Below are 21,691 nucleotides of genomic sequence, written 5' to 3'. Positions count from 1 at the left end.
TTTCTTTCGATACACCTATGATAAGTGAGTTCATAATAAGTGGAGAATAACAGGTGAGTGCACAAATCACGGTTAACAATGGCGGTGGCATCGGTAGCTTTCTTTCCCGTTTTCCCTGGGTATTGCTGGTAGTGCTTTATCCTGCGGTACTTTACCAACTTGAGGTGGACATGGCCGCCCAGATCCACTTCGGTTTCGTGTACATCGGTCTCGGCGTATTTGTGCTGTTTATCGAGTTCTTCAAGTCGGGTGACATCAATGCCGGCTCCTTCTTTTTTGACCTGCTCTGGTCAGTTGCAGCGGTAATGCTGGGCACGGCATTGCTGACCTGGTTTGTGTTTGAGGGCAGCAACAGCAATGGTCCGGGCTGGCAGCAGCTCAACTACTTTCACTGGTTTGGCTGCGCCATTGTGCTGGGCGATGCCATCATCAGCCCATTCAATGCGTTTCGCACAGCCCTGCGGAATCTGGGGTTGGGTGGCTGACGTCAGCGCGGGTTGGGGCCAACGGTCGTGAATCACCCCCCCAACCCGTTGTGTTTTATAGTTCTCTTTTAAAGAATAATTATAGATAAATATTCTATTTTACTTGTCATAAGGTCGGGCGCAACATGCTCTTCCAACGCAACCGTTGGAATTGCCTCATGGAACTTCTGCTCGATTTTTTGTCCCGTTTTCTGGTTCAGTTCCAGACCCCGGCGCTGGCGTTTCTGGTTGGCGGCATGTTGCTGGCGGCGTTTCGCAGCAAGCTGGAAATACCCGACGCGATCTACCAGTTCTGTGTGTTCATGTTGCTGATGCGCATTGGGCTGGAAGGTGGCCTGGAAATACGCGATGCCAATCTGGCCGACATGCTGCTGCCAGCAATCATCGCGGTCGTTGTCGGCATCGGTATTGTGCTGCTGGGCAGCATGGTGCTCGCCTGCCTGCCGGGGGTGAAAACCGAGGATGGCATTGCCACGGCAGGCCTGTTCGGCGCGGTGAGTGCCTCCACCCTGGCTGCGGCCATGGTCATGCTCGAGGAGCAGGACCTGGTATTTGAGGCCTGGGTGCCGGCACTGTATCCCTTCATGGATATTCCTGCGCTGATTGTCGCGATTGTCCTCGCGAACCTGTATCTGGCGCGGAAAAAGGAAGGCGTTAAAGCCAAAACCCGAATCTGGCCCATCATCAGCAGCAGTCTGCGTGGCTCTGCGCTCAGCGCGTTGTTGCTTGGCTTGGCTCTTGGGCTGCTCACCCGGCCTGAGATTGTCTATGAAGGATTCTACGACCCCCTGTTCCGCGGTCTGCTGTCGATACTCATGCTCACTATGGGCATGGAGGCCTACACGCGCCTGAACGAGCTGCGCAAGGTGGCACACTGGTATGCGGTTTACGCGGCCGTGGCGCCATTGCTGCACGGCTTGATTGCCTTTGGCCTGGGTTACGTGGCGCATATTCTGACTGGCTTCAGCCCAGGCGGTGTGATTTTGTTGGCGGTGATGGCGGGTTCAAGCTCGGATATTTCAGGCCCGCCGACCCTGCGTGCGGCCATTCCCACGGCGAACCCTTCAGCCTATATTGGCTCCTCGACCAGCGTCGGTACGCCCATCGCCATCGCAGTGGGCATCCCCCTCTACGTGGCGCTGGCGCAGGCTGTATTTGGGGTGTGAAAGCAGTGATACGCTGCAGGCGACAGTGGCATGCGGGGCAACGACCATGCTGGCATTGAGTACAAGACGAGGGCACGGATATGACGTACAAGGCAGCCAAGGTGGTGATCATCACCGAAAAAGTGATCCTGGAGCAGGTAGCCGAGGTGATAGAGGCCCACGGCGCCACCGGCTATACCGTTTTTGCGGCGGGCGGCAAGGGCAGCCGCGGTGTGCGTCCGACCGGTCGGGCCGCCGTTGTGGACGGGTTCAGCAACGTACAGATTGAAGTGATTACGGCGACCCACATCACGGCAGAGGAAATCGCCGTGGATGTGGCGGAGCGCTTTTTTCAGAACTATTCGGGCATCACCTATCTGGAGGATGTGGAGATTTTGCGCTCGCACAAGTTCTAGTGTGTTGCCATTGGTTCGCGGTCTACAGACATAAAAAAACCCGGGCAATAAGCTTGCCCGGGTTTTCAATTTGGCGGTGGGCCAGTCGATTTTTTTGAGAACGATTGAGACAAGCTGAGACAATAACTAATTGAAAAAATTGGTATTCGTAAAAATGGTGTGTCCTGACCTGTCTCATAAAATGTCATGAAATAGTATCATTTATGGCGGGAATATTGGCGGGTTGAAGTATACTTGGAATAATTTGGAGGTTTAGGATCCCTTATATGACAAACGTTGGAGGGATTTATTGCGGTTTTTTTGCTATGTCGTTGAAAGGCTAGACGTTTGTGATGCGAGGTTCGAATCCCTAAAGGTGCAAAATGCCTAAAAAAGTCCGTGAAATGAGCGCTACTGAGCTTCGTCGGATGGCAAAGCCAGGGATGTTCGCAGTGGGCGGAGTATCTGGCCTGCATGTGGTTGTTACCCAAGCCGGCGCAAAGTGCTGGATTCTGCGCACAATGGTCGGTGAACGGCGCCGGGAAATTGGGTTGGGGGGCTTCCCAGAAGTGCCGCTGGCGGAAGCTCGAAACAGGGCCCGGGAACTTAAGGAAAAGATACGACGGGGCATTGATCCGGTACAGGAGCGTAAGGATCATCGTCTCAAGCTTGTGAGATCTAACGCCCGTAGCCTCAGTTTTGCGGAGGCCGCCAAGCGTTGCCATGCCGTGAAAGCACAAGAGTTCAAGAACGCCAAGCATGCCGCCCAGTGGCTGACCACACTGGAACGGTACGTTATCCCACAGCTGGGGAAGTTGCCCGTGGCTGAAATCGACACCCCCCAGGTACTGGCGGTATTGCAGCCGATATGGGCGGTGGTGCCAGAGACTGCCAGTCGTGTGCGCCAACGCATGGCTGCGGTGTTTGACTGGTCAAGAGCCGCAAAGATACGCACAAGACCCAATCCGGCAGCGTGGAAAGATTGCCTGGAGCCACTGCTTCCCGCTACTGCCAAGTTGCGCAAAACCGCAGGGAAGGCCCGCAAGCACCACGCCGCACTCCCCGTGTCCGATGTGCCTCGCCTGATGGCCGATCTTTGCGCCCGGGACGCCCCCAGCCCCCACGCGTTACGATTTGCCATTCTGACTGCTGCGCGTTCCAGGGAGGTCAGGCTGGCAACGTGGAATGAAATCGACCTGGACGCCGCTGTGTGGCGCCTCAGTGCGGACCGCATGAAGGCCGACAAGCCGCATGTGGTTCCGCTGTCTTGCGCCGCTGTGGACTTGCTGATGTCGCTCCCGCGGGACAATCCTGCCCGATTGGTATTTCCAAACAGCAAAGGCTTGGAGCTGTCGGATATGGCGCTATCCAAGTTGCTGAAGGACGTCCATGCAGCAGATCTTAAGAACCACGGCCCCGGGTACATTGACCCACAACTCGACCGGATCGCAACGCCCCACGGTACCGCACGTTCCAGTTTCAAAGACTGGTGCCGCCAGCACAACCGATTTCCCGATGAGTGGTCGGAGCTGGCGCTGGCTCACGTCAATAGTGACCAGACTAGGGCTGCGTACGCCCGTGGAGAGCTTTTAGAGGAACGGCGGGGCATGATGGAGGCGTGGGGACGGTATTGCGAGCCTGCGCGTTCGCCTTCCACGTGAGCTGTGACGGTGCCTAGAGAGCGTCGACGTCAGAGTTTTCCTCACTAGCTGCCGGATCCTAAGCCCGCCCCGAGTATTCACTATATTTTAAAAACAATATCGTAGGCTTAATCTCAACAGACATTTTAGCATTTACGACAAGCTTGGCTGTGAACTGCTGTACGGCTTCATCAATGATCGTAGCGGACTCCATTTGGGCCTCGACCGGAACAAGCGAGACAAACCCGTAAAATTCGAGGTTTGGAGCCTTCGACAAATCCGGGGCGATTTAAACTAATATTTGCCTTGATCTTGTCAGTCGCTTGGGAGAAAGGTTCAGGTCGTGTAGGGCAAAAAGAGCGTAAATGTGGTTTTATTCTGGGCTGAGGCCGCCTCCACGCGGCCACCGTGAGCCTTCACTATGGAACGCACAATGGCCAGACCAAGCCCAGCGCCTTCGCTCTGTCGCGTTCTGGAAGGGTCAACACGGTAAAATCGGTCGAAGATTTTGGCCAGGTGCTCAGCGGGTATCCCCGGGCCAGGGTTCTGCACGCTCAGTGAGACCTCATGATTAGATGCTGCGGCCAACCGAATCTGCACGCGCCCACCGGAGGGCGTGTGGCGAATGGCATTGGACAGCAGATTCGAAATAGCCCGCCGCAGCATAGCGCGGTCGCCCTGTATAGTTGGCACCTGCCCTTCCAGTGCCAGAACAATCTGGCGCTCTTCCGCCAGCGCTCCAAAAAAGTCGAACAGCTCACTGGCCTCACTGGCCAGGTTCAACGTCACCTCAACCGGCTTGAGCAGGCCATGGTCACTCTTGGCTAGCCACAACATATCGTTGACCATTTTGGCCAGCCGCTCTTGTTCTTCCAGATTGGAATACAGGAGTTCGCGGTACTCCTCTAACGATCTGGCCCTACCCAACCCAACTTGGGTTTGTGTAATAAGATTGGTCAGAGGCGTACGCAATTCGTGGGCGATATCCGCCGAAAAGTGCGACAAACGAGCAAAGCTGTCTTCAAGGCGGCCGATCATGTGGTTAAAGGAAGTGACCAGGCCCTGCAACTCCGTTGGGGCAATAGAGGGATCAAGGCGCACATGGAGCCTGTCGGCCTGTATATCACCCATTCTTTCGGAAAATCCACGCAGGGGGGCATGTGCCTGGTAAACGCCATACCATGCAGCTAAAAGCGTTATGCCGCCCGCCAAGCTCATAATGAGCCACAACGTGCGACGAAAACTCTGTAAGAACTGCAAGTGGAAGCCTATATCGATAGCCGTCGTCACCGCGTAGATCTCCCCCATCACCTCGACCTGCGTCAGGGCGCCGCGCAAAGTACTACCGTTGTCGTGCCAAATTTCTAGATCATTCGCGTGGATTGCGGTGGTCGGGTTAGCCGTCGCAGCCATTTGCGACAGATCAGCGCCCGGGGTGCCATAAAGCACATCGCCGGACTGGCTCATTACCTGAAAATAGACGCCATGATGCCCCGATATGGCGCCCGCCAATGCCACGTTCAGTCGTTTTGGATCGCCGGCGCCAATGTGCAGTGCGTCGACCACCGCTTCGCTCATCACCGCAAGCTCATCAGCGTCCTGCTCCGCAAAATGGCGGTCGACAGCATTGAGCACAAGATTTCCAATTAAAAAGAGACTGCACCCAATGGCGAGCGCGACGAACACCATGACGCGTGCCGCCAGTGACAGGGGTTGACGCTCAGTGCGTGTCATCGTCAGTTTCAACGTCAAGCGTGTACCCCATACCTCGTACGGTATGAATCAGTTTCGGCTCAAAGTCGTCGTCAATTTTTGCCCGCAGCCGGCGAATTGCCACATCAATCACATTGGTATCCGAATCAAAGTTCATGTCCCACACCTGGGAAGCGATCAGAGAACGCGTTAATACCTCACCCCGGCGACGCACCAACAATTCCAAAAGGCAAAACTCTTTGTGGCTGAGATTGATTTTCTGGCCGGCACGGGTCACACGGTGTTTCAGTAGATCAAGGGTCAGGTTGGCCACCTGAAGATACTCTGACAAGGCGGGTGTTGAGCTTCTGCGTAACAGCGTGCGCACCCGAGCCAAAAGCTCGGCAAAGGCAAAGGGCTTCACAAGATAGTCGTCGGCACCCAACTCCAAGCCCCTAACGCGATCATCCACAGAGTCGCGTGCGGTTAAGAACAGTACCGCTGTCTGCTGACCGGCGTCGCGCAAGGACTGCACAATACGCCAGCCGTCCACATCCGGCAGCATCACATCGAGAATAATCAGATCAAAGGACTCGGTCATTGCCAGGTGGTGCCCGTCCAGCCCGTTACGCGCCAATGCAACCACAAAGCCCGCTTCGGTCAGACCTTGACCAAGATAGTCTCCTGTCTTCACTTCGTCTTCCACGACCAAAAGTCGCATTGGGTATTTCTCCTGATCCGTTCGCCTCAAGTGTAGCCATGCGCGCCCAACGACGAGATTACAGTCTAATTACAAGATTGTAATGCGAGTGTCATCTATGAGACAGGGGCCATTGGCTAAGCTGATAGTTGTGTAATGATGTCGATAAAAAGGGGATCCGCGATGAGAACGTCGCTGCCACAGGGCCGAAGACAGTTTATCAAGTCAGCACTCGGGACAGCGTCTGCCCTGACTCTGGCCAAAATCGCGCCCGCTTGGGCTTATCCAACAGGTAGAAGCTATGGCGATGTGATCCACGCTGATCAGGCAGTTGATCTAGTAATCCGACGGGAAAACCAGACGATCGCCGGGCTCAGCGGCAGGCCGATCACTATCAATGGCAGCATGCCGGGGCCGCTGATCAGGCTCAAAGAAGGGCAACGCGCACGGCTGAACGTGACTAACGGGTTGAATGAGGACACGTCGATCCACTGGCACGGGATTATTCTTCCCGAGAATATGGATGGTGTGCCCGGCGTCAGCTTCCCCGGCATCAAGCCGGGAGAAACATTCCACTACGAATACGAGGTGCAGCAAAACGGAACCTACTGGTACCACAGCCACTCCGGGTTACAGGAGCAGCTAGGCCACTTGGGGCCGCTTGTCATCGACTCAGCGGATGGCGACATTGGGGCAGATCGGGAGCACGTCATTATTCTCAGTGACTGGACCTTCGAAGATCCCTACGAGGTGTTTCGCAATCTCACGGTGGCCGAGGGATATTACAATTATCAGCAACGCACGCTGGGCGACACGCTCGCCGATATTCGCCGCCAAGGGATTGCAAAAACCTGGGAAGAGCGCGCCATGTGGAACCGCATGCGTATGAGTGCCCGGGATATTCTAGATGTCACCGGGTCCACCTATACATACCTGATTAACGGCCGCGACAACGCAACCAACTGGACGGCGCTGTATAAACCCGGGGAACAGGTTCGGCTGAGAGTCATCAATGGCTCTGCCATGTCATTTTTCGATTTCCGCATTCCAGGCCTGGAGATGACCGTGGTCTCTGCGGATGGCCAGCCGGTCAAACCAGTGACCGTTGACGAGTTCCGGATCGGCGTAGCGGAAACCTACGACGTTATTGTGACCCCGCAGGGCAATCGGCCTTATACGCTGTTCGCGGAAAGCATGGACCGCAGCGGGTACGTGCGAGGTACGCTGGCGACGCAGTTGGGGCAGGCAGCGCCCGTGCCAGAGCTGCGCCCCGTACCAGAGCGCGGAATGGCAGCGATGGGAATGTCGCATGCAATGGGTGACATGCAATCATCCGGTAGTGAATCAAGTATGGAAGACCATGCTGCGATGTCACATCGGCCCGGCCCGATGACGTCAGGTCGGCAGCGCCCCTCGGCACCGGATTTGGGCATTCAGCATGCACCGGGCGGGCATGGACCCGCAGCGGCCATGATAGCCCGCAATCCCGTGAGCCGACTGAACGAGCCCGGCGTCGGGCTCGAAGATGTGGGCCATCGTGTTCTGGTCTATGGTGATCTTGTGGGCGCTCATCCCTGGCCTGACGAACGCGAGCCGGCGCGGAATATTGAGCTTCACCTGACGGGAAATATGGAAAAATACATGTGGTCGTTCGACGGCGAGAAATACTCTGAAGTCGATGGGCCGGTAGCATTCCGCCACGGCGAGCGCCTGCGCCTCATTATGGTGAACGACACCATGATGGATCATCCCATTCACCTGCACGGTATGTGGATGGAGCTGGAGAATGGGCACTACCCCCGCCCCAGGAAGCACACGATCAGCCTTAAACCGAGTGAAGTAGTTTCATTGCAGATCAGTGCCGATGCGCTCGGCAGTTGGGCCTTCCATTGCCATCTCCTCTATCACATGAAGGCGGGAATGTTCCGCGTAGTCAATGTCAGTTAAAGGGGGATACATGAGGACACTGAAAATGCTGATGTCTTTATCCTTGGCAGGAATGAGCGTTCCGTTGTTCGCCGGCCACGCTGAAGATAACTGGCCGGAACCCATCAAGGCGTATCGCACCGGTCAGCTACTGTTTGACCGACTGGAAATCACACGCACGGAGAATGATGAGAACTTGATCGTCTGGGATATGCTCGCCTGGTACGGTGGAGATAGAAACCGAATCTATTTCAAAAGCGAAGGAGAGAACAGGTCAGATGACGGCGAGCCTACCGAGCTCGAGAGTGTGGAGTTACTGGCCAGTCGTCTGATTGCACCATTCTGGGAAATACAGGGAGGCGCTGGTACACGGGGTTCGGTGGCGTCTGGAGCAGAGCGGGAAAACTACCTGGTGTTCAGCCTGTTTGGTATGGCTCCCTATCGATTTGAAATGGATAACTCCATTACGGTCAACGAAGATGGAGATATCGCCGCGAGCATCGAAGCCGAATACGATATTCGTCTGTCTCAGGTGTCGTATTTACAGCCACGTCTGGAGGTGGAAGCGGCTTTGACTGACGCTGAAGAGTACGATCGCCCAAGTGGATTCAATAATGTGCGTGTGGGATTACGCTATCGCTACGAACTGTCCAGAGAGTTTGCCCCTTACATTGGTGTCTATTGGAGCCGCGCTTTGAGTGACAAGGCCGAACAGATTCGCGCTCAAGGTGGCGATGAGTCCGAAATTGGCGTCGTTGTCGGCGTTCGTATGTGGTTCTAGGTCGATACATTGAGCAAACAACCGGAGGGTTCATGGCTGAGGAGAAAGATAGAACAACGCATTACCGAGAAGGTAGCCTGACCTTAGCGGGCACCGTGATGTTGGGAACCGGCGTCATGATCGGCGCCGGTATCTTTGCGCTGACCGGACAAATGGCACAAATGACCGGTGTACTGTTTCCCCTGGCGTTCCTTGCGGCGGCTGTCATCGTTTCATTCAGTGCATATTCTTACATCAAGATTTCCAATGCCTATCCGTCCGCCGGGGGGATTGGCATGTATCTGCACAAGGCTTACGGCGACCGTTTGCCGACGGCTTTCAATGCACTGCTGATGTATTTCTCGATGGTGATCGCCCAAAGCTTTCTTGCCCGCACGTTCGGTGCCTATACCATGCAGCTATTCGGCGGAGACGAGAGTGGTCGTATGGCGCCCATTCTCGGGGTGTCACTTATCCTCGCGGCTTTTCTGATCAATCTGATGGGCAACCGCCTTATCGAGAACGTGGCGTCGTTCATCGGCATTTTGAAAATCGGGGGCATTCTGGTTTTTGGGCTCGTGGGTGTCTGGATTGCCGATAGCATTTCCGTGGACTTCTCCAGCACTGGAGAGGCCGGAACCGTTGGCAACTTCCTTGGTGCGACCGCACTGGGGATACTGGCGTTCAAGGGCTTCACAACGATCACCAACAGTGGTTCGGAGGTGAAGGACCCGCATCGCAACGTTGGCCGGGCCATTGTTATTTCTATCGCGGCGTGTGTGGTCATCTACACGCTGGTCGGATTTGCGGTTGCGAGCAATCTTTCGCTTGCCGAAATCGTAGAAACACGGGATTACTCCCTTGCGGCCGCCGCCCGGCCGGCGTTGGGCGATTATGGCGTTTGGTTCACGGTGGCCATTGCGATGATGGCCACCGCCGGCGGCATTTTGGCCAGCATTTTTGCGGTCTCGCGCATGCTCGCAATGCTGACGGAAATGAAACTGGTTCCCCACCGCCATTTCGGCATGCCGGGCAGTATCCAGAAGCACACGCTTGTCTACACCGTGGTTCTGGGCCTGGTCCTGACCGCGTTCTTTGACCTCTCCCGGATTGCGGCGCTGGGAATCGTGTTCTATCTGATTATGGACATTGCCATCCACTGGGGCGTTATTCGTTATCTTCGGGAGGACATCAAAGCCAGGGCATGGGTACCCGTCATAGCCATTTTTCTCGACCTTCTTGCACTTGGAGGTTTTGTCTGGGTTAAGGTGAATTCTGACCCCTTTGTAATTGGCGTTGCCGTGGTCACCATGACAATCATTGCAATTGCCGAGCAGATCTTCCTGAAAAGCTCGGCTCGCGCCAGACAAAAGGCTCTGGAGGAATCGAATGCACACCACCACTGAAATCATTCATTGAATCGGAGGGTCATACGATAATGGAAAATCATATGTGGGGTCACACGATGTGGGCCGGCCAATAAAGTGAGAGTTCGCCATGACCGAACATCAGCACGCAGATAGATTACCGCTGGCCGATAAGACCATTTTTAACGATGGAAGAATGATCGAGTATGGAAGTTAGAACATTTTATGACCTGATCGAATGGACCCGAGAACTCCATGCCAAACTGGCAGAGTGCTTGAGTCATTGCGCTTTGCGTCACGGTGAGGAGCGGGCCTCCTTACTGCTCGAGTATCTGGCGTCTCACGAAACCGAAATGGAGAAAATGGTTGTGGCCTTTGAACGGCAGGCCGACCCCAAGGCGGCGCGCACTTATGTCTACGATTACATGCCGCATAATCCGATTACGACACATTTGGTTTGCGATGATCACTACGCAAAACTGGATGCCGATACGATCAGTGCTGAAGTCTTTGATTTTCATGAGCAAATCATCAGCCTTTACCGAACCCTTAAGGGCAAGGCTGAAATTCGGGAGGCTGCGGAACTTATGCAATCGCTGCTGGAAATGGAGGAGCACGAAACAAAGCGGTTGGTCCGGCAGGTAGAGCGAATGGACGATTTGTAAACAGCCGGGTCGCCCGTTTGGTCATGTATCGGTTTGCGGCTGGTTGCGGTCACTCCACAAGCAGTAAAGGCGCAAAGCCGCCGCCTGGGGTACGAAAATTGGTGGTCTGGCCCCGATACAGTCTTGCCGCGGCCAGGAGCAGGGTGCCGCGATAAGTATACAGGCGCACGTCGACCTTGAGCACTTCCCGCGCGCCATCGACCAGAACCAGGCGCCCGGAGGGCGGCACATAAGTCTGAGCGATATAGTCACTTTCGAGAATTCGAGCGAAAGTACTTTTTGTAAGTTTGCTGCCCCGGTACACGCCTTTGCTGCCGTGGCCCGCCACGGGTTTGAAGAACCACTGGCGTCGCTGCTGCCAAAGATCCTCCCCGTTACTGGCGGTGACCGGTACGGTACGCGGAATACCACGGCGGAGCAATTCGAAGTATTCAGGACTTAAGCCCCAATCCAGAAGGGTCGCGCGATCCGAGAAGACTGTCAGATTGCGTTTATCCGCGAACAGTGCGTGAGTATAGGGGTTGGGGGTTATGACAGCTCCTCCGTCGAGCCACGCGGAGCGCAAGGCTGCGTGTTCGGGCATTTCCAGCCCGAAGTCCACCAGACGGTTGTAAACCAGGTCGATTCGCTTGCCACCACCGTATAACTCGCCTGACTCATACCTGAGATCGGAGGGAGAGAATATGACGGCATCAATACCATTGTTTCGCAATAGCTGCTGCGCTAGCCGGAATTCGGGATAGAGGTACTGCCCGGAAGGCTGATCATCGACGATCGCTATGCGCTCGGGGCGTCCGCTGCCCCGCTGGGTGCGCCATTCACTCTCGAACTGGGCGATCACCGCGGCGTCGAAGTCTTCCGCCCAGGATGCATTCGTAGAACCGCCGCAGCATCGCAGCTGGGCTCGTGCCAGCACGGCATTGAGGAACGCGCCCCCGGCGTTTGTATTGACTTCTATGAGCTGAGGCCCCTCCTCGCCGAGGTGGAAATCATAGCCCATAAATGCGCCCAGAGGCCCGGGGTTGATCTGTGCATTCTGCGGGGCCCAGGACAGCACTCGTCGTTGGTAGCCAGGGAGCGCGGCAGCGACCTCAAGGGCCCGGACGATGGCCAGCATGTGGTCCAGATCCCGGCCAGGAACAAAAATGGCGGCATCGGAGAAGAATTGCTTCCAGGCGCTGCTGGACAGGACATCATGGGTGTCGTCGCCCAATTGACTGGCCAGATTGATAGCGATTGCCTCCCGATCGAGAGTGGCGCAGGCGCAGTGCTGGTTCAACCTTTCGGCTTCCGTCTGTTCTGGTGTGTCATCGGGTGGCTGCAAGAGCGGTTCTCTGGTTCATTTCGCGATTACCTACCGCTGCATTGTAGTCCGGTCGGAACTCAATTGCGGCACAATGAGGCTACCGTTATGGGGTCCCCACTTCAAACTGAACTGTATGCCATGACAGCGGACAGTAAGCACGACACTGAAACCTTCACCGCCACAGTGCGCCAGTAACGCCATCCGGATTTTTGTGGCAAGGCTGCGCTATTCGACGCGATGCTGTCTGATTTTACCGCCGCTAAACGCAGGATCTGGCTGGAATGCTATATTTCTGTCGACGATGCGATAGGGCAGGTATTCGTGGAGGTTCTCTGTGATTGCAGCCGGTGTGGCCTCGATATGCGGGTGAGGATCGATGCATCGGGCTCCAAATCTGGCTGCTCCGGCGAATCGGCCCACCGCTTGAAGGCATTGAGCGGTAGATTTCCGTGGCGCCACCCCTGGCTGTTCCCCCGTCGAAATTACGCCGTAAACTTGCCCTCATCGACGATTAGGCTGCGAATCTTGGGGACTTCAATATCACACAAGTCAACTCGGGGCGAAGTTCCGGGCCTGCCCGTCGAGGCGATACCCGTTTTCGCCTCTTAGGCACGCTGGTTGAGGATGCCTGCAAGGTCTTTTAATCCTTGGGAAGGGGAGATCTGACATGGCAGGATGCTAGTAACTAGAGAGGACTAACACTGGTTACGAATCATGGCAGAGTCTGTCGTTTCCGCTTGTGTTGCCATCTGGAATGCCAATTCGGGGCTGCTCGCAAAGGGCTGTGGCTGACCACACCCTATTCTGTGCCGAATTAGGTAATCCAGCGTGACCTGTGCTGGGCGGCATCGAAGTGTGTCGATGGTAGGGTGCTGGTGCCTGTGAAGATCTACGTCTCCTTCGTTCGGCTGGTCATACAGATACCAGAGGGGGTGAAGGTGTGGAAGCAACCTTTATTTACAGTCACAATCCACAACGAATATGGCTTAGATTGGCTAATTGTCGCAGTTTTGCGCGGGACATTCCTCTGGAGCGGTTGGATGAATTTCTTCCTCTTCCCGGCGCTCCGCGTCACGCTCGGGTTCCCGCATCAACAATTTTTCAACCCGGGTGCGGAGCAATTGCTCTTTTTCCTCCCGCCGCCTGATCTCCGCCGCGAGATCTTTGTAAAGGGAGAATGCCATCAGCACCATCAGTAACATGAACGGGAAAGCGGCGATTATGGATACGGTTCGCAGCCCGTTCAGGCCACCGCTTAGTAACAGGACGGAAGCCATCAGTAGCTGAAGTCCTCCCCAGAGGATGCGAACAAACCGTGTTGGTGTAAGAACACCCTTTGAGGTGAACATGCCCAGCACAAATGTGGCGGAATCCGCTGACGTCACCACAAACATGGAGACCAGTGCCACGGTCAGTATGGACGCGAACTCACCCCAGGGTAACTGATCAAGAAGGACGTAAAGTCCGGCCGGCACTTCTTCCGATACGGCATCCGCAATCGCGACGCCATCGAACAAATCGAAGTAGATTGCGGAGCCGCCGAAAGTGGCAAACCACAACATGCTTAAAGCCACCGGGACGATCATTACGCCCAAGACAAACTCGCGGACAGTTCTACCCCTCGAGATCCTCGCTATGAAACTGCCCACGAATGGCGCCCAGCTCAATCCCCAGGCCCAGTAGAACATGGTCCATTGCTCCACCCAATGTTCATGGGAATAGGGAGTGGTTACTAAGCTCATCTCTATGATATTGCCAAGGTACTCACCCGCTGTCTGGGTGAGTTCGCTGAAGATAAAACCGCTCGGTCCCGTGACGAGCACGAAAAACAGCAGTCCAGCGGCGAGCACCATATTGGCATTGCTGAGGTAGCGGATACCCATGTTGAGGGGCGTCATTGCCGAAATGATGAACAAGGTTGCGAGTCCCGCGAGAATGTAAAATTGTGATGTCGTAGAGTAGGTAGCTACTCCCAGATTGGCCAGTCCGCTGTTGACCTGTAACGCGCCAAGGCCGAGAGTCGTTGCGACGCCGAATACGGTGGAGACCACGGCAAGGATATCGACGATATTGCCCCAGCCGCGGTCCACCCGATCGCCCAGTAGCGGGCGGAAGCTTTCGCTGATCAGGCCGCGACTGCTGTGACGAAAGCGCACATAGGCAATGGCCAGCCCTACCAGTGTGAAGTTGGCCCATTGGTGGAATCCCCAGTGAAAAAACGCGTAGCGCATTCCCAGCTGCGCTGCCTCTGGGGTGCGGGGTTCGGCAAGGCCAAGGGGCGGATCATTGAAATGCATCATCGGTTCGGCCACGCCCCAGAAAACCAGACCGACACCCATCCCGCCCGAGAATATCATCGCCAGCCAGCTGTTGAACGAGAACTCCGGTGGTTCACCCTCTGCTCCCAGGCGAATGCTTCCAAATTTGGAGAAGGCGAGAAACAGGACAAACAACACAAAGCCGGTGGTTGCCATCAGATACATCCAGCCAAGTTTCCGGGCGGTGATATCGAGAATCTTCAGGGCTGTGGATTCCACCGCGTCGGGATACAGGACGGAGGAGGTGACGAATGCAGTTATGATCACTACCGAGGTGTAAAACACCACTCCGACATCGCCCAGATATTCCCTAAGAAATATTGTTGACCTGTTCATAAACGGCTCACTTTAAGCTGTTCACGGTAAGTTTTATGTAATGAATGAATCACGAGACGGAAAAATGCCCGACAGTCTTCGGGTTTTGGTTAAAGATTCTAAGCGGATTCGTTCGACCTATGATGAGTATGATGCCACTATAGCTCGCTTCTGGAGAACACCCGGTACAAGGGGACGAACAAAACCGCGATATACCAGCCGTACAGATAGACTTCGACTAAGCCAATGAAGAAGCCAGTCCACGTAAGCCATTCGAAGCCGGGCAGTAGCGGTGCCCACGCCTCGTACATACGCATCTGTGCCGGGGCAAGCAGACCAAAACCCACGCACAACAGATAGCTGATCACCAAGAACAGCGACAGGGTATTGCCTAATGGGGCGACACGTAACTGGGTGACAGGTGTGTTCGAATTGATCATAGTTAACGTCCTCTCTTAGTCCGAATTCTTCAAGGGTTGAAGTGGTTTACGAAACAGTTACATCCCGATTGGATCTTTATTGATCGCTGTCGGGGTTGTGTTGAATGTCCGCATTCTGTTGTCTGCGACGTTTGCGTTGGTGTAACTCAACCAGAATAATAACGACAATGAAGATAATGCCGCTGGCGATTGTAACGGCCTGCGGGTTCATGTGGACCTCCTGATCATATCGCTGGATGGAATAAACATCGGTACTCTACGCCGGTACGCCCGGTATTCGTCGCCGAATTGCTCAAGCATTTGACGCTCTTCTTTTTTTGCTAGGTAGGTATAGGCGGCGACAATGATGGGGAATGCCAGGACCGAGAGAATTGTCGGCCAGTGTACGACACCTTCCCCGAAGATTATCAGGAAAAGGCCTGTATATTGTGGGTGGCGTATATGAGCGTAAATTCCATCGGACATAAGCACGTTTTCGCGTCTTGCCGCGTGGATCCTTCGCCAGCCTTCGGCTACGAGTGATGCACCGATAAAGACTATGCCATATCCCAGAATCATGGCCACGATGTGCGCCACTGGCGAGTCAAAAAGTTGGGCCCAGAGGTTTCCACCTTCGCCCCATTCGAGATCCAGCCCAAAAAATCGGGCCAGAAAATAGATAGTGAGGGGGAAACCGTACATTTCCGCGTAAAAAGCGATGATGAAGGCCTGCAGCACGCCAGCGCGCGCCCATTCCTTCCAGCTATCAGGGGCAAGATACCGATACATCAACCACGAAACGATAACAGTGACGATGACTGCCAGGCCCCACATTCCTACATGCATAATATCAGCACCTTTAATGAAAATATGTCAGCGGTTAAGAAGAAAATATAGAGTCAAGAATAATGTTTCTCGTCACGCTAGAAAACTTTTCAGTGCAAACCAACATCTTTCTTCTATGATAAGTAGAATCCAACTCAAATGGCCTTCGTCTATTCTCAGCAAATAGCTATATTCCGCCGCGGCATTGGTACATAGGCCCTGCTATTCTTTCGGTTCGGACCAATCGGGACGGTTGCTGGAGGTAATCATCGCTCATCGCCCGCCTCAGCGACGCTAACCTGAATGGCACGGCTCCCTTGCATGAGGGCTATACCGCATACGACGATCAGAATACCCAGCGCCTGGATAAGTTGCAGCCTTTCACTGAAGAACAAAAATCCTATCAGTAGCCCAAAGACCGGGGTCAGAAAGCTGAAGATGTTCAGTTGGTTCAATGGGGCGCGGGCGAGTAGACCGAACCAGAGAAATATCATCGCGGCTGTTGCCAGCGCGGAGAGAATGAGTAAGGAGCCAGTGAATCGGACTGTCCAGTTAACGCTCCAGTGTTCACCGGCTATCGCTGAGGCGAGCAACAGTATTCCGCCACCAAACAGGAGTTGGATCGCCATGGGCGCAGCGATGGAGCCGCCCGCTTCGTTTTTTAGCAGAATATTGCCTATTGCCGTCCCTATAGCGGCCATCAGTACCCAGGTAACTCCCAAGAGATAGCCGTCATTGTTCCCGCCGAATCCCGGCCACGACAACAAGGCCACACCCAAAAAACCGGTGACCAAGCCGGCTATACCCTTGGCTTTCAGGGTCTCACCAAGCCAGATGGCGGCGATCGCCGCGGCAATGAGCGGCTGGGTGCCCGCCAGCACGGTTGCAAGGCCCGGTGACAAGTGCCCGGCGCCCAGGAACATGCCGCCAAAGCCCAAAGCCGTATACGATAAACCGATTAGCCCAAGATGTAGCAGACTTCGGGGGTTGAGCTGATAAGTCCCCTGAAGCCGCAGCGCGATGCAAACAAGGACGAGCAGCCCACCGGCAAGAAAGGCACGCAGGGCGGCAAACAAAAGAGGTGGAGCGTCTGGCAGGCCAATCGCAATAAACGGGAAGCAAATGGCCCAGAGTAGCGCCACGATTACCATCCATGCAATATCGGTGGGTATCGGGCGCATGCTCATGGTGACGTTCCGGGGAGGTGCTGGCGCCAATAAAGGTGTTCGTAGAGGGAGCACCGCATTAGGCCGAGAGTGCCGACGAACAGAACTTCCTCCACAGTGACACCGGCCACCAGCCAGCCGCAAAGGGACCACGCTGCCTGCGGCAATGGCTGCACGACTTGCCCCATAACTGGGCTCTGTGCTTCTGCGGGAAAAGTAGGGCGGCAAACGCAATGAAACCGAGGATAACAAACCAGTATCGCCAATTCACGGGGCTGTTCGTCTTCTCCCCTGGGGGGTTATCGCTCTTTAGTGATTGCTGGTTCATTTTGGCGCCTGTTTTCAGTATGCGGGAGCAAGGACATGCCCTTTCAGAACCTATTTTCGGTTATGTGGAGGTGTGCGGTGACAGCTCCAGGGTTCATGTTGGGCATTGTCCTTGACGTTCTGATCGACAAATCGGTAGTACTCTTCTTTAAAGTGCGCCCACCAGCCATGTTTGGGTTGAATACCGTGCTTAGCCAGAATTTCCCCCACGCAGTCGATGCATAGCCGGGATGCGTCATAGGAGAAATCGAGTTTGGCGGACTTGTCGTCGAAGGCGACCTTTTCCACACCGTATAGCTGGTCAATTTCTGCAATGGCTGCGTTCAGATTCCTGCTGTCAATGGGCGCCACAAGTTTGAGCTGACGATTTACCAGGTTGACCTCTGAAACGCCCAATCGGTGCTCTTTGTGTTTCATTCACGAGGCTCCTTTTTTTGTGCGGGTGCATATTCAGCGTCAGCGCGGAGAATGCACGCTTTCGGTCGGATCAGCTATTTCTTGTGAATATGTTTGCGGAGCTTTTTCTCTTGCGTCTGATGCTCCTTCATCTGATCCATCATTGCCTGCATCATGTTCTTGTCTTCGCTCATCATGCTCATGCACTTTTCCATGTTCATGGGTGCCATGTCTTGGCCCTTGTTGCCGGGCTGGTGCAACGTAGCCATACTACTGCTCATCATATGCATGCCGGATTGCATGACATCCATGTGCTCCTCCAATAACTGCTGGCGCATCTCCGGATCCTGCTCGGCTTTTATCTCTTCCATCAACGCATGCATTTCCTGCATGTGCTCATGCATCGATGCCATCTCTTGATCGTGCATTCCCATGGTTCTGTCCATCATTTCGTCACCGTGTTGATGACCATCCTGGGCGAAGGCGGGAGTTGCAAAAATTGCAGTGAGGGCGATTGCTTTACATAATTTTTTCATGGTGTTCTCCTGGTGGATGTGTCGAAAAGTCGACTCCGATTGGTGAGGATTGAGCTCACCGGTTTTAAACAATGTCTATCGTCGTTTTGCAGCCTCTTTTCGGCCTTCTTCCAGGCCCCGACGATAGGCCTCGTCCGCATCCGGATGTTGGCCGTGAGCGTGCTCTCCGTCAGCGTGCCCGCCGCGGCCCTTGTGCATAAAGATATGCATCAGTGGGCACAGCAGGATAATCAGAAAGGGGAGATACGGAAGAACGTGGGCGCCGTGCTCCACAAGGAGAAAGTAGAATGCGGCGCCAATCAGTGTGAGTGTTGCCAAGCCGTGAAGGCTGGTCCAGTATCCGGGTTTGCTTGCCATTGAGTTTCTCCTTCGCCGCCTCAGGCAGCGCTGTTAATTCGGAATCGGGTTATTTGTCCGCATTCAGTTTCACCCGCTTGAGGCGTAGGGAGTTGCCGATCACCGACAGGGAGCTGCTGGTCATGGCGATCACCCCGATCATGGGATGAAGCAGGCCCACCGCCGCAATGGGAATGGCCGCCAGGTTGTAGAACCAGGCCCAGAACAGGTTTTCCACGATCTTGCGGAAGGTGGCCCGTGACAGGCGAATAGCTTCCACCACCTTGGACAGTTCGCCCTTTACCAGAGTGACATCCGCCGCCTCGATGGCGACATCGGCACCAGCGCCGATGGCAATGCCCACATTGGCCTGTTTCAGTGCCGGGGCGTCGTTGATGCCGTCGCCCACCATAGCCACCTGCTGACCATACTTGGCCTGCAGTTTTCTAATGGCGTCCACCTTGCCTTCCGGCAGGACGCCCGCCAGCACCTCGTCGATGCCCACCTGGTTCGCCACATGGCGGGCAGTACGCTCGTTGTCGCCGGTTATCATGACGGTGTGAATCTCCAGCTCATGAAGCGCGGCAATGGCGGCTTTCGAGTCCTCCTTGATGGTGTCGGCCACGGCGACAATGCCAGCGGCGCGATCTCCAGCGGCCACCAGCATGGCGGTCTTGCCCTCATTTTCCAGTCGGACCAGCGCCTCTTCTAGGTTGCCCAGTTCTATGTTTGCTTCATTGAGAAGCCGGCGGCTACCGACGCGAATATGTTGGTCGTCCACCCGGCCCTCCACTCCGCGGGCGGTAATGGCGCGGAAGTCGGCGACGGTCGGAACATCTAGGCCTTTCTCGCGGCCACCGGCTACGATGGCTTGCCCCAGGGGGTGCTCGGAACCCGCTTCCACCGAAGCCGCGAATCGAAGCACGTCGCTCGCATCGAAGTCGGTGGTGGCAATCACGTCGGTCAGGGCGGGCTCGCCTTTGGTGATCGTACCGGTCTTGTCGAGGACCACGGCCTTGATATCCTTGAGGGACTGAATGGCTTCGCCGGAACGGATCAGTACACCGGATTCGGCGCCCAGGCCCGAGCCCACCATAATGGCGGTGGGAGTGGCCAGTCCCAGAGCACAGGGGCAGGCGATGACCAAGACGGAAATGGCCGCTAAAACCCCCAACATTAAGGGTGAAAGTTCCGGATTGACCCAAGGCAGGAATTCGGCACCCCAGTAAAGAATCGGCCGCAGCGGCTCGGCGAACAGCAGCCAGACCACCAAGCTCGCCAAACTGATGACAATAACTGCCGGGACGAATTTTGCGGTCACCTTGTCGGCGAATTCCTGGATCGGCACCCTGGAACCCTGCGCCTGTTCCACCAGCCGAACGACCTGTGACAGGAAAGTATCGGCGCCCACCCGTGTGGCGCGAACCTGGAGCATGCCTTCCTTATTGATTGTGGCACCAATCACCCCGTCGCCGGGCCCTTTCTCCACCGGCACGGACTCGCCGGTGGCGATGGATTCATCCAGGTGGCTGTTGCCCTCGACGATCTCGCCGTCGGTGGGCACTTTGGCGCCGGGGCGGACCACCATAATGTCTCCCACCTGGAGTTCCGCCACCGGCACTTCAATTTCTTGTCCATCTCGCAGTACAGCTGCTGTTTTGGCGCCCAGTTTGAGCAGCTTCTTGATCGCTTGGGAGGCCCGCCCCTTGGCCCGGGTTTCCAGGTAGCGGCCGAGCATGTGAAAAGTCATGATGGTGGCGGCCATCTCAATAAAAGAGGTCATGGGGTAGACAAAGCCCACCAGCCCAATCAGGTAGGGGGGCAGGCTGCCCATGGAGATGAGTACATCCATGTTGGCGGTACGGTTGGTGAGGGAGCGCCAGGACGAGCGGTGGGTGGCCCAACCACCCCGGAGGAACACCACGGGAAAGCCGAGCAGGGCCACCCAGGCCAGATAACCTGGCACCGGCATCCATAGCATGTGTACCATCATCAGTACCATGATCAGGGTGGTGGGTATGGCGGCGAACCACAGGCGCTTCCATGCCTGGTCGAGGTAGCGTTCCTCGACGGCTTCATCCGCCTCCGTATCCGCCCGCTCTCGGTTTTCGTTGACGCCGGCCACCTCGTATCCCGCACGTTCAATGGCTTTTTTGATAGTTTCTGCATCCGCCGTTGCCGGATCAAAGCGAACCGTCACCTTGTGATTGGCAACGTTGGTGGAAATGTCAGTAATGCCGGCGAGACGCTTGATGGAGCTGGAAACCAGTCCGGCACAGTGATCGCTGCCCATACCCGGTACTACGATTTGGATGAATTGCTGGCTGTCGCGATCGCTGACTGCTTGTGATTGTGAGGAGGAGCTGGGCGTATCCATGAGATCTCTCCGATTGTTTATGCGCCGTTGTAGACAGCTGCCGCAGTGTGGTCAAATTCTTCGATCAGGTGGCAGATCATCTCACCTGTCGGTGCTCGGTCCGGCTTCTGGTTCCAGGTTTCAATTGCCGATGTCATACGTTCGCGAAGTTGCACGCTGTCTTGAAAGCTTTTTTGAGTTTCGATCAAACGCTGCTGGATTAGCACCCGGACCAGTGGGCAGGGAGAGCGACCCCGTTCGGCGGTACTCAGGATTTGACCAATATCCTCCACCGAAAAACCCAGTTGTCTAGCGCTCAGAATAAAACGCAGCAGGCGCCTTTCCTTGTCGCCATACTCTTTATATCCATTGGTAGGGTTCTTGCTAGGGTTGAGGTAACCAACGCGCGTGTAGAAGCGCACTGTATCCGCGGTTACCCCAATCTCGTTGGCTATTTGGTTGACTCGCATTTGATTCGTATCCTCTTTACCCGCCATTAGCGATCTGGCTAGACCTCCTAATGATTTTCACCAATGATCTATGTTTAGCTACCGGGTTCTAGACCTAGGTTGTACCGTAACTATCGGCACGATAAACCTGTGTCATGAACACAGGT

The 21,691-nt window shown here is 55.3% G+C and carries 21 protein-coding genes; 8 read left to right on the top strand and 13 right to left on the bottom strand.

Annotation, left to right across the window (positions count from 1 at the left end; all coding sequences use genetic code 11):
* The first annotated feature begins 53 nt into the window (after positions 1 to 53).
* The 4 genes from EGJ68_RS11200 (at position 54) to EGJ68_RS11185 (ending at position 3,686) form a co-directional block, all read left to right on the top strand.
* Complete coding sequence (locus tag EGJ68_RS11200; RefSeq protein ID WP_199228010.1) at positions 54 to 485, top strand: hypothetical protein; 432 nt, start codon at positions 54 to 56, stop codon at positions 483 to 485.
* 158 nt (positions 486 to 643) lie between these two features.
* Positions 644 to 1,651 (top strand): sodium-dependent bicarbonate transport family permease, encoded by a 1,008-nt coding sequence (locus tag EGJ68_RS11195; RefSeq protein WP_123034610.1) that lies wholly within the window; start codon positions 644 to 646, stop codon positions 1,649 to 1,651.
* Between the two features lie 80 nt (positions 1,652 to 1,731).
* A complete protein-coding gene (locus EGJ68_RS11190; protein WP_027948176.1) occupies positions 1,732 to 2,046 on the top strand; it encodes a P-II family nitrogen regulator in 315 nt (104 codons plus the stop codon).
* 362 nt (positions 2,047 to 2,408) lie between these two features.
* Positions 2,409 to 3,686, top strand: coding sequence for a tyrosine-type recombinase/integrase (locus EGJ68_RS11185; RefSeq protein WP_123034609.1), 1,278 nt, complete (start codon positions 2,409 to 2,411; stop codon positions 3,684 to 3,686).
* Positions 3,687 to 4,001: 315 nt separating this feature from the next.
* Here the strand turns inward: EGJ68_RS11185 and EGJ68_RS11175 are convergent, their stop codons facing one another.
* Complete coding sequence (locus EGJ68_RS11175) at positions 4,002 to 5,417, bottom strand: heavy metal sensor histidine kinase (protein ID WP_332888882.1); 1,416 nt, start codon at positions 5,415 to 5,417, stop codon at positions 4,002 to 4,004.
* Positions 5,386 to 6,078 carry a heavy metal response regulator transcription factor gene (locus EGJ68_RS11170; RefSeq protein WP_123034606.1) on the bottom strand — a complete coding sequence of 231 codons (693 nt, stop codon included), beginning with the start codon at positions 6,076 to 6,078 and terminating at the stop codon, positions 5,386 to 5,388. Before EGJ68_RS11170 ends, EGJ68_RS11175 begins: the two co-directional genes overlap by 32 nt.
* Before the next feature lie 162 nt (positions 6,079 to 6,240).
* Here EGJ68_RS11170 and EGJ68_RS11165 point away from each other — a divergent pair, with 162 nt between their 5' ends.
* From EGJ68_RS11165 to EGJ68_RS11150, 4 genes are all read left to right on the top strand, one after another.
* A complete protein-coding gene (locus tag EGJ68_RS11165; RefSeq protein ID WP_123034864.1) occupies positions 6,241 to 8,004 on the top strand; it encodes a copper resistance system multicopper oxidase in 1,764 nt (587 codons plus the stop codon).
* Positions 8,005 to 8,014: 10 nt separating this feature from the next.
* Positions 8,015 to 8,764: a copper resistance protein B gene (locus EGJ68_RS11160; protein ID WP_123034605.1), complete on the top strand. Its 750-nt coding sequence runs from the start codon at positions 8,015 to 8,017 to the stop codon at positions 8,762 to 8,764.
* A 32-nt stretch (positions 8,765 to 8,796) separates the two neighbouring features.
* Positions 8,797 to 10,149 (top strand): APC family permease, encoded by a 1,353-nt coding sequence (locus EGJ68_RS11155; RefSeq protein ID WP_123034604.1) that lies wholly within the window; start codon positions 8,797 to 8,799, stop codon positions 10,147 to 10,149.
* Positions 10,150 to 10,316: 167 nt separating this feature from the next.
* The gene (locus EGJ68_RS11150) at positions 10,317 to 10,775 is read left to right on the top strand and encodes an ATPase (protein WP_123034603.1); all 459 of its coding nucleotides are present in this window, start codon (positions 10,317 to 10,319) and stop codon (positions 10,773 to 10,775) included.
* Positions 10,776 to 10,824: 49 nt separating this feature from the next.
* On the opposite strand, the gene EGJ68_RS11145 is transcribed toward EGJ68_RS11150, so the two are convergent.
* The 11 genes from EGJ68_RS11145 to EGJ68_RS11100 all read right to left on the bottom strand — a co-directional run bounded on the left by EGJ68_RS11145 (position 10,825) and on the right by EGJ68_RS11100 (position 21,572).
* Entirely contained in the window at positions 10,825 to 12,099 is a 1,275-nt protein-coding gene (locus EGJ68_RS11145; protein ID WP_123034602.1) for an ATP-grasp domain-containing protein, read from the bottom strand.
* A gap of 977 nt (positions 12,100 to 13,076) precedes the next feature.
* Positions 13,077 to 14,735 carry a BCCT family transporter gene (locus EGJ68_RS11140; protein WP_123034601.1) on the bottom strand — a complete coding sequence of 553 codons (1,659 nt, stop codon included), beginning with the start codon at positions 14,733 to 14,735 and terminating at the stop codon, positions 13,077 to 13,079.
* Between the two features lie 137 nt (positions 14,736 to 14,872).
* On the bottom strand, positions 14,873 to 15,154 hold the full coding sequence (locus EGJ68_RS11135; protein WP_123034600.1) for a DUF5676 family membrane protein: 282 nt from the start codon (positions 15,152 to 15,154) through the stop codon (positions 14,873 to 14,875).
* A gap of 76 nt (positions 15,155 to 15,230) precedes the next feature.
* On the bottom strand, positions 15,231 to 15,365 hold the full coding sequence (locus EGJ68_RS18410) for a hypothetical protein (RefSeq protein ID WP_269845666.1): 135 nt from the start codon (positions 15,363 to 15,365) through the stop codon (positions 15,231 to 15,233).
* Positions 15,362 to 15,979: a methyltransferase family protein gene (locus EGJ68_RS11130; protein WP_123034599.1), complete on the bottom strand. Its 618-nt coding sequence runs from the start codon at positions 15,977 to 15,979 to the stop codon at positions 15,362 to 15,364. The genes EGJ68_RS18410 and EGJ68_RS11130 overlap by 4 nt, the downstream gene beginning before the upstream one ends.
* A 245-nt stretch (positions 15,980 to 16,224) precedes the next feature.
* Positions 16,225 to 17,145, bottom strand: coding sequence for a DMT family transporter (locus tag EGJ68_RS11125; protein WP_123034598.1), 921 nt, complete (start codon positions 17,143 to 17,145; stop codon positions 16,225 to 16,227).
* A gap of 357 nt (positions 17,146 to 17,502) precedes the next feature.
* Positions 17,503 to 17,868: a cation transporter gene (locus EGJ68_RS11120; RefSeq protein WP_123034597.1), complete on the bottom strand. Its 366-nt coding sequence runs from the start codon at positions 17,866 to 17,868 to the stop codon at positions 17,503 to 17,505.
* 74 nt (positions 17,869 to 17,942) lie between these two features.
* Entirely contained in the window at positions 17,943 to 18,383 is a 441-nt protein-coding gene (locus tag EGJ68_RS11115) for a hypothetical protein (protein WP_123034596.1), read from the bottom strand.
* 75 nt (positions 18,384 to 18,458) lie between these two features.
* Positions 18,459 to 18,740 (bottom strand): DUF2933 domain-containing protein, encoded by a 282-nt coding sequence (locus tag EGJ68_RS18405; RefSeq protein ID WP_123034595.1) that lies wholly within the window; start codon positions 18,738 to 18,740, stop codon positions 18,459 to 18,461.
* A gap of 49 nt (positions 18,741 to 18,789) precedes the next feature.
* Positions 18,790 to 21,096 carry a heavy metal translocating P-type ATPase gene (locus EGJ68_RS11105; RefSeq protein WP_123034594.1) on the bottom strand — a complete coding sequence of 769 codons (2,307 nt, stop codon included), beginning with the start codon at positions 21,094 to 21,096 and terminating at the stop codon, positions 18,790 to 18,792.
* 17 nt (positions 21,097 to 21,113) lie between these two features.
* The gene (locus EGJ68_RS11100) at positions 21,114 to 21,572 is read right to left on the bottom strand and encodes a MerR family transcriptional regulator (protein ID WP_233248772.1); all 459 of its coding nucleotides are present in this window, start codon (positions 21,570 to 21,572) and stop codon (positions 21,114 to 21,116) included.
* Positions 21,573 to 21,691 lie beyond the last annotated feature (119 nt).

This window comes from Haliea alexandrii (assembly GCF_003719295.1).
Classification (GTDB): domain Bacteria; phylum Pseudomonadota; class Gammaproteobacteria; order Pseudomonadales; family Halieaceae; genus Haliea; species Haliea alexandrii.
This window is presented reverse-complemented; position numbering and strand designations above follow the sequence as displayed.

What these genes read in the sequence shown, in the direction of transcription:
- EGJ68_RS11195 (WP_123034610.1), top strand. Translation starts at nt 644, where the DNA reads ATGGAACTTCTGCTCGATTTTTTGTCCCGTTTTCTGGTTCAGTTCCAG.
- EGJ68_RS11190 (WP_027948176.1), top strand. Translation starts at nt 1,732, where the DNA reads ATGACGTACAAGGCAGCCAAGGTGGTGATCATCACCGAAAAAGTGATC.
- EGJ68_RS11185 (WP_123034609.1), top strand. Translation starts at nt 2,409, where the DNA reads ATGCCTAAAAAAGTCCGTGAAATGAGCGCTACTGAGCTTCGTCGGATG.
- EGJ68_RS11170 (WP_123034606.1), bottom strand. Translation starts at nt 6,078, where the DNA reads ATGCGACTTTTGGTCGTGGAAGACGAAGTGAAGACAGGAGACTATCTT.
- EGJ68_RS11165 (WP_123034864.1), top strand. Translation starts at nt 6,241, where the DNA reads ATGAGAACGTCGCTGCCACAGGGCCGAAGACAGTTTATCAAGTCAGCA.
- EGJ68_RS11160 (WP_123034605.1), top strand. Translation starts at nt 8,015, where the DNA reads ATGAGGACACTGAAAATGCTGATGTCTTTATCCTTGGCAGGAATGAGC.
- EGJ68_RS11155 (WP_123034604.1), top strand. Translation starts at nt 8,797, where the DNA reads ATGGCTGAGGAGAAAGATAGAACAACGCATTACCGAGAAGGTAGCCTG.
- EGJ68_RS11150 (WP_123034603.1), top strand. Translation starts at nt 10,317, where the DNA reads ATGGAAGTTAGAACATTTTATGACCTGATCGAATGGACCCGAGAACTC.
- EGJ68_RS11140 (WP_123034601.1), bottom strand. Translation starts at nt 14,735, where the DNA reads ATGAACAGGTCAACAATATTTCTTAGGGAATATCTGGGCGATGTCGGA.
- EGJ68_RS11135 (WP_123034600.1), bottom strand. Translation starts at nt 15,154, where the DNA reads ATGATCAATTCGAACACACCTGTCACCCAGTTACGTGTCGCCCCATTA.
- EGJ68_RS18410 (WP_269845666.1), bottom strand. Translation starts at nt 15,365, where the DNA reads ATGAACCCGCAGGCCGTTACAATCGCCAGCGGCATTATCTTCATTGTC.
- EGJ68_RS11130 (WP_123034599.1), bottom strand. Translation starts at nt 15,979, where the DNA reads ATGCATGTAGGAATGTGGGGCCTGGCAGTCATCGTCACTGTTATCGTT.
- EGJ68_RS11125 (WP_123034598.1), bottom strand. Translation starts at nt 17,145, where the DNA reads ATGAGCATGCGCCCGATACCCACCGATATTGCATGGATGGTAATCGTG.
- EGJ68_RS11120 (WP_123034597.1), bottom strand. Translation starts at nt 17,868, where the DNA reads ATGAAACACAAAGAGCACCGATTGGGCGTTTCAGAGGTCAACCTGGTA.
- EGJ68_RS11115 (WP_123034596.1), bottom strand. Translation starts at nt 18,383, where the DNA reads ATGAAAAAATTATGTAAAGCAATCGCCCTCACTGCAATTTTTGCAACT.
- EGJ68_RS18405 (WP_123034595.1), bottom strand. Translation starts at nt 18,740, where the DNA reads ATGGCAAGCAAACCCGGATACTGGACCAGCCTTCACGGCTTGGCAACA.
- EGJ68_RS11105 (WP_123034594.1), bottom strand. Translation starts at nt 21,096, where the DNA reads ATGGATACGCCCAGCTCCTCCTCACAATCACAAGCAGTCAGCGATCGC.
- EGJ68_RS11100 (WP_233248772.1), bottom strand. Translation starts at nt 21,572, where the DNA reads ATGGCGGGTAAAGAGGATACGAATCAAATGCGAGTCAACCAAATAGCC.